The following is a 6,858-nucleotide window of genomic DNA, read 5'->3' as shown; positions in this document are numbered from 1 at the left end:
TTGTCAATTAGTTTCATTGTGCTTTTTCGTTAAAGATTGGAATTTTTATTCAAGAAATCAATAAAGTTTTTCACAGTAGATAGTTTTAAAGAATCCTGGTTATACATTAACCATGTATTTCTTAAGACTGGCTTCCCATTTTTGTAAGATAACCCGTATGTATGCAAGTTATCTGAAGGCTGCAGGCATATTTCCGGCAAAATAGAAACACCAAGATCATTTTTGACCATTTCTTTGCACGTCTCCTGCCGATCTGTTTCCATAGTTACAAATGGTGGCTCCGGGAATCTATCATGCCACCAGCCATTTATTAAGTTTTTTAAAGAACTGTCTGTTTTATAATTTATGAATGGAAGTTGTGGCAAATCATCCAAGTCTACCTCTTTTTTAGAGATTAAACAAAGTCTTTCTTTATGCAGTAACGATTTGATTCCATACCATTCATAGTTTCCACGCAGAATACCTAATTGAACACTAGAGGAATCCAGAAGATGCATGATTTCTGTACTCCAGCCTGTATTCACATTAAATTGTACATGAGGATATTGTGTTGAAAACTTTTTCAATATTTCTGGTAGTTTATATTGGGCAAAGTTGCTGGAAACGCCAAGCCTTAACGTTCCTCTTACCTCATTTTTCATATTCAGCATATAATCTTTCGTTTTTTGCAGTTTTTTTACCATTTCTTCCGCATAGCCCGCTAAATGTATCCCTTCGGAAGTAAACTCAATGCCTCCTTTTATTTTGAAAAATAAGTTCGTGCTAAATTCTTTTTCTAAATTTTTAAGCCGGTACGTTAACGCCGGCTGCGATATATATAAACGCTCTGCGGCACGGCTAATGTTTTTTTCTTCATATAGTACCCTTATCGCAATCCAATCTTTTTCGTCCACTTAACCATCTCCTACTTTTTGATTATAAGTTTTTTTATCATTTTTATTAAAAAAATATGTATTTTACTTATGAATGAACTTATCATACTATATTTTCAAAGGAACAGGTAGTGCTGTAAATATTGGTTGAGAAAAGGTGGTTATACAATGAAAGTACCAGTAGTTGTAATGCGTGGCGGAACAAGTAAAGGTGTGTTCCTTAACTTTGAACATATGCCTTCGAATCGCTCACACTGGGAAGGTTTCTTACTTGACGTGATGGGCAGTCCGGATCGGAGACAGATTGATGGTCTTGGAGGAGCGAATTCATTGACAAGTAAAGCAGCAATTATCAAAAAATCGCATTCACCAGAATTCGATGTGGAATATACATTTGCGCAGATCAGCATCGATAATCTAATGGTTGATTTTAAAGGAAATTGTGGCAATATTTCATCTGCTGTAGGACCTTACGCAATTGAGCACGGATTAGTTCCGGCAAAAGAACCTGTTACAACGGTGAGAATTTTTAACACGAATACACAGAAATTGATAATTGCAGAAGTAGAGGTTGAAAATGGACAAGTGAAAAAAGAAGGCAGCTGCTCAATTCCAGGCGTGCCTGGTAAAGGATCACCTATCTATCTCTCTTTTACTCGTGCTGAAGGAGCAGTTACAGGAAAACTTTTCCCTACCGGAAATCCAATTGACATGATTAAAACGAAGGATCGACTGATTCAAGTTTCAATCATTGATGTTGCTAATCCACTTGTTTTTGTAAGAGCACAGGATATTGGTCTAAACGGAAGCGAATTGCCCACTGATTATTCACAGGAAAAATTAAATGAACTTGAAGAAATCCGGTCGATTGCAGCTGAAATGTGTCAATTTTCCGATAAGAAATCAGCAACCGTCCAATCTCCTGCTGTGCCTAAAATGACTCTAATTGCTCCTCCTATGGATTACGTCGATTTAAACGGATTGGAAAGAAAAGCGTCAGAGATGGATTTGATGATCAGAATGATGTCAATGCAAAAGCCCCATCAAGCTCTTGCTATTACAGGAGCCATCTGTACAACTGCAGGAGCTTACTTACAGGAAACGATTTTATCGGATATGGTGGACATCAAACAGGAAATTTTTCGATTAGCCCACCCGGCGGGGATAATGGAAACAAAAGTTGATTTTTTGGCAGGACACATTCGCGCTATTAAAGTGGTACGCACAGCAAGAATCATTTTAGAGGGATACGTGTACACGAAAAATAATTACGAGCTTACCTATCAATTAGCTTGATTTGAATTGATTTGTAAATTACGCAAAAAAAATCATCTATCACTTGGAGGCTTTTCAATGTGGGTCATCACTGTCTTTTTAAAAGGAAATATTAAATTTTTTGAATTTAACACAGAAAAAGAAGCGAAAGAACTATTCAAAAATATGAAAGGCACTAAAATTCTTTCCGAAATAGTTTACTTCAATGACCCTTGTATTGTATAAGTGAGTTTTCAATAGAGCCCAGACTCTAATGTATCTCCAACTAACCGATGCCTACAAAATTCAATTATAAAATAGGATTGAAAGTAGAGGAAAAATTTCCGGTGGGGAGCTCTCACACTTATACAAGTTAGGATATAGATACTGAATTCAGATTTTCATGGTCACTAGGGTAATTAAGCAAAAAGAAAACTAATTATTATCTATCATCCTTGTTATAGGGAAAAATATCCACAAACCAACCCATTATTTATTGACTGGTACCCTTTTTCTCAGGCTCAATTTTAGCATCAATCGGAGTATAGGAAGAACAGCTATATAAATATAATCATACAAAATAGTTGATAACTGGTAACTGTTGATAAGTCAGCACTGACTTCATGCGCGATAGTGCCCAGCTGATCCATTCAGCTGGTGCTAAAATTGAATAGCCTTAATTGAGGAAAAAATCATATTGTCTGGCCATCAGGACGCTTAAAGCTATACTCTAAAACTCATATCCCTATATGATATGAGTTTTAGTCAATGCATAAAGACTCTTAATATTTGAAGTACCAAACAGCCAAGAGCTATTTTAAGCCTTGGCTGTTTTTCATTCTTCTATTTAATGAATCCCTAGGCTTTTTGGACAAATTCTTATCTAATTAACTATGCACGGAAAAGACTCAATGATTATTGACCGCTTCAACCTTTTCTTGAATATAGTGGGCTGCGGATGAACCAGCTAATTTTCCAAAGACTGCGCCAGACATTAACCCGGATCCACCAGGATAGTTTTCATAAAAAATCCCCCCAATCATTTCACCAGCCGCAAAGAGACCTTTTATCGGTTGTTCTTCTTTGTTTAACACATGACCCGTAACATCTACATGCAAACCACCGAACGAGAAGGTGATTCCGCACGTAACAGGGAAAGCATAGAATGGCCCTTGCTCAATTCGAAGTGCCCAGTTGGATTTAGGAGGGGTAATTCCTTTCGTTCCTTTGCCATCTTTCTCTGCGGGTCTATACTCGCCATCTTGTACGGCACTGTTATATTCTTCAATCGTTTTAAGGAATTGTGTTTGATTGACCGGCAGTAAACTAGCCAACTCTCCAAGTGTATCTGCTTTATAAATAGTCGCTTCTTCAAGGTCATATTCTTTACGCAGCATCGGGCGTACCTGTGCATCATAAATTTGATATGCCACATGTCCAGGCTGTTTTAATACCTCACGTCCGTATTTGGCGTAGGTGTAATTTCGCAAATCTGCTCCTTCATCAACAAAACGTTTCCCTTCATTATTAAGCATGACACTGTACGGATAGGAATGCTTTTTAAAAATATCTCCCGGCTTTGTGAAGTCTCCTACTTTTGGCGCGTTATAATCTGTCCCAATCGAATGACATCCAGACCACTGTCCAAATTTTTGAGCCCCGACTGCCATAGCCATGGAAATGCCGTCTCCTGTGTTGAATTCGGTTCCACGAACAATTGCCGCTTCCCATTCTTCACCAATATTTTCACATCTCATTTGCTTATTGGCTTCAAATCCGCCACAAGCCAAAATCACACCGGATGTCTGAACTGTTACCCTTGTATGATCCTTCTCAACAACGACACCGGATATTGTGTTATTCTCTGATACAAGCTCCACAGCACGTGAATCGTACCAAACGTCAATGCCAATTTCTTCTGTCCGCGCAAAGAGCTGTCTCATTAAGCCAACGCCTTTATCTTCCGTTTTGATAGGCAGTCCTCCCCAGAAATTGCGCTTGCCATCTTGTACGAAAGATTGATTTTCATAATTCAATTCAAATTTTATTCCCTGATCACGCATCCACGCAATTGTTTCATAAGATTTAGTAACCAGCTGTTCTGCTAATTCAGGATTACTTTGTCCACCTGTTACTCGCATTAAATCATCTAAATAATCAGATTCAGTGTATTCAGGCATAAATATTAACTCGGCTTCTGCGTCTGTTAATTCTGGTATTACTTTTCTGATTGCGTCTAAATTATTGTAGGCAACACGTATGGCTCCATCTGTGAAGAAAGAGTTTCCTCCACGCTTTTCCATTGGTCCTCGTTCTAATACAAGAACTCTAGCACCGCCCTCTTTTGCTGAGATTGCGGCACATAAAGCTGCGTTTCCTGCCCCTACTACAACTACATCATAATTTTGTGTATTTGCCATTTTTACCCCTCCTGTTAAGTGGTGATAACTCTTCATGTAAATAATAAGTGAAAATAATGAATAAAAATAATATTGTTTTTTTATTCATTGCCATAGAAAAATTTTATGAAAAATGCAGTAAACGCGAACTAGAGTGAGTCTATTGCTTTACATAAAAAGATAGATTTCTTTTATTCATTAGTTGTATTATACTTTTAGAAATTAAATAAATTATAATTATTTATAATTACCCATAAATATTTTTTATGGTTAAAGGAGAAAAATTTTATGGATGAAAAAGATTGGCTTATTTTAATTACTCTTTACGAAGAAAGAAATATAACAAAGGCGGCACAACGACTATTTATTTCTCAGCCAGCTTTATCCTATCGTATAAAACAGCTGGAAAAAGAGTTCAAAACAAATTTAATCTCTAGAGGCAAAAGAGGTGTCGAGTTTACAGTCGAAGGGGAATACCTCGTTCAATATTCGAAAAATATGCGTAAGCAATTAGGAGCTGCAAAAGAACATATTTCAAATTTGGATAAAAAAGTGAAAGGAACTTTGCGATTGGGTGTATCTGGCTTGTTTGCCCGTTATAAACTACCAGTATTGTTAAAAGAATTTCTAACCCTATATCCAGAGGTTGAAATTAGTTTGAAAACTGGATGGAGTTCTCAAATTCATCAAATGCTTCAAAAAGAAGAAGCACACATCGGGATAGTTAGAGGTCCTTACAAATGGCAGGAAAATAAAGTGTTATTTCAAGAAGAAAAGATTTGTATTGCCTCCAGTAAAAAAATTGTATTAAAAGAACTTCCTTTTCTTCCTAGAGTTAATTATCAGACAGACCAATCGTTAAGGAATACTATTGAGAACTGGTGGCAGGAAACATTTGCGGTACCACCAAAGATTTCCATGGAGGTAGATCGGATTGAAACATGTAAAGAACTGGTTCTTAATGGTTTAGGATATGCCATTTTACCAGAAATCTGTACTAAAAATGATGAACCACTGTATACTTTCCCCATTGTATTACGTGATAATAGCTATTTGCTTAGAGAAACTTGGGTTTTTTATCGGGATGTGACTATGGATTTAGCACAAGTAAAAGCATTTATTGATTTTCTTAATGATTCTAAACAATAGAAATAAATCGAAATAAAACTAGTACAAAGGAAGAGAATTCATATGAAAAAGTGGGATTTAAATAATGGAAGCAAGACAATCCAATTTTCAGCTGCACTTCTAACTGCTTTTATTGGAGGCGGCCTTTTCTCTCTTATCAGGTTGCCAATCCCCTGGCTTCTAGGTCCAATGGCAGCCCTATTAATTGCATCACGTTTCAAAAACGTTAAATTAATTTGGCCCGTTTCGATGAGAAATACTGGATTAATTATTGTAGGTTATTCAATTGGCATCTCTTTTACCAAGAGCTCACTGTCTGACATGATTAGTCACCTTCCCTCAATGTTGATCCTTACAACCTTAATTGTCCTTGTGTGTGTATGTTCAGCTTTTGTTATGTCAAAATATTCCGGCATTGACTATCCTACCTCCTTAACGAGTAGTATTCCTGGAGGCTTGTCACAAATTGTTGTGTTTGCAGAAGAAATGAAAGGTATTGATATTACTACAGTAACCTTTTTCCATGTTACAAGAGTGATAATGGTTGTTTTCTTAGTTCCCCTTTTAATTTTCAGTCCTATTTTTGCAGCGAAAAGTACCAATTACTCATCTAAAATGATGGATAACGTTATTCCAGAGTGGAGTGATTTATATCCTCTTATCTTTCTGTTCGCGCTTATTTGTTTCCTCGCAGCAAGAATAGGTAAAATATTCAAATTACCAGCTCCTTACTTTTTAGGACCAGTAATCGCTGTTGCTGCAATAGGCCTTTTTGGTTTGCAGGGACCACCACTTCCTCCTTCACTTCTTGATATATCTCAATTTATGGTTGGCGGTTATATCGGTTTACTATTAAAACCGGAACAACTTGACAACAAAAGAAAAACCTTATTATTGGCTTTGATGAACGGACTTATTTTGATCTGCGCAACAATGTTTTTTAGTTTTCTATTGACCCAGTATTATGATTTATCGACTATTACGGGTTTTTTAAGTTTAGCCCCTGGTGGAATGGATCAAATGGGTATCATTGCACAAGAAGTAAATGCTGATGTATCTACTGTTACCAGCTATCAACTATTTCGGATGGCTTTTATTTATGCCGCAGTGCCTCCATTACTAAGATTGGTATTAAAATTAAGTTTAAGAAAAAAAGACAAGAACAGTAACGTTAAAACTAAATGTTAAATAAAAAAGGAGAGAGC

At 36.6% G+C, this 6,858-nt stretch carries 6 protein-coding genes; 4 read left to right on the top strand and 2 right to left on the bottom strand.

Going from position 1 to position 6,858, the window contains the following annotated elements; translation table 11 throughout:
• Positions 1 to 29: 29 nt before the first annotated feature.
• Entirely contained in the window at positions 30 to 893 is an 864-nt protein-coding gene (locus N0M92_RS26635) for a LysR family transcriptional regulator (protein ID WP_096340737.1), read from the bottom strand.
• A 147-nt stretch (positions 894 to 1,040) separates the two neighbouring features.
• Here N0M92_RS26635 and N0M92_RS26630 point away from each other — a divergent pair, with 147 nt between their 5' ends.
• On the top strand, positions 1,041 to 2,168 hold the full coding sequence (locus N0M92_RS26630; protein WP_260288643.1) for a 2-methylaconitate cis-trans isomerase PrpF family protein: 1,128 nt from the start codon (positions 1,041 to 1,043) through the stop codon (positions 2,166 to 2,168).
• A gap of 57 nt (positions 2,169 to 2,225) precedes the next feature.
• Entirely contained in the window at positions 2,226 to 2,372 is a 147-nt protein-coding gene (locus N0M92_RS26625; protein WP_260288642.1) for a hypothetical protein, read from the top strand.
• A 662-nt stretch (positions 2,373 to 3,034) separates the two neighbouring features.
• Here N0M92_RS26625 and tcuA read toward each other — a convergent pair.
• Positions 3,035 to 4,546: an FAD-dependent tricarballylate dehydrogenase TcuA gene (gene tcuA / locus N0M92_RS26620; RefSeq protein WP_260288641.1), complete on the bottom strand. Its 1,512-nt coding sequence runs from the start codon at positions 4,544 to 4,546 to the stop codon at positions 3,035 to 3,037.
• Between the two features lie 267 nt (positions 4,547 to 4,813).
• On the opposite strand from tcuA, the gene N0M92_RS26615 reads away from it, so the two are divergent.
• Both N0M92_RS26615 and N0M92_RS26610 read left to right on the top strand, forming a co-directional pair.
• Entirely contained in the window at positions 4,814 to 5,674 is an 861-nt protein-coding gene (locus N0M92_RS26615; protein WP_260288640.1) for a LysR family transcriptional regulator, read from the top strand.
• A 42-nt stretch (positions 5,675 to 5,716) separates the two neighbouring features.
• A complete protein-coding gene (locus N0M92_RS26610) occupies positions 5,717 to 6,841 on the top strand; it encodes an AbrB family transcriptional regulator (protein WP_260288639.1) in 1,125 nt (374 codons plus the stop codon).
• Positions 6,842 to 6,858: the final 17 nt, after the last annotated feature.

The organism is Peribacillus aracenensis (assembly GCF_025175645.1).
Classification (GTDB): domain Bacteria; phylum Bacillota; class Bacilli; order Bacillales; family DSM-1321; genus Peribacillus; species Peribacillus aracenensis.
Note: the sequence above shows the minus strand (reverse complement) of the source record. Positions and strands in the feature narration are given on the sequence as shown.

Coding starts and splice junctions, on each gene's coding strand:
- N0M92_RS26630 (WP_260288643.1), top strand. CDS start 1,041: ATGAAAGTACCAGTAGTTGTAATGCGTGGCGGAACAAGTAAAGGTGTG.
- tcuA (WP_260288641.1), bottom strand. CDS start 4,546: ATGGCAAATACACAAAATTATGATGTAGTTGTAGTAGGGGCAGGAAAC.
- N0M92_RS26615 (WP_260288640.1), top strand. CDS start 4,814: ATGGATGAAAAAGATTGGCTTATTTTAATTACTCTTTACGAAGAAAGA.
- N0M92_RS26610 (WP_260288639.1), top strand. CDS start 5,717: ATGAAAAAGTGGGATTTAAATAATGGAAGCAAGACAATCCAATTTTCA.
- N0M92_RS26625 (WP_260288642.1), top strand. CDS start 2,226: ATGTGGGTCATCACTGTCTTTTTAAAAGGAAATATTAAATTTTTTGAA.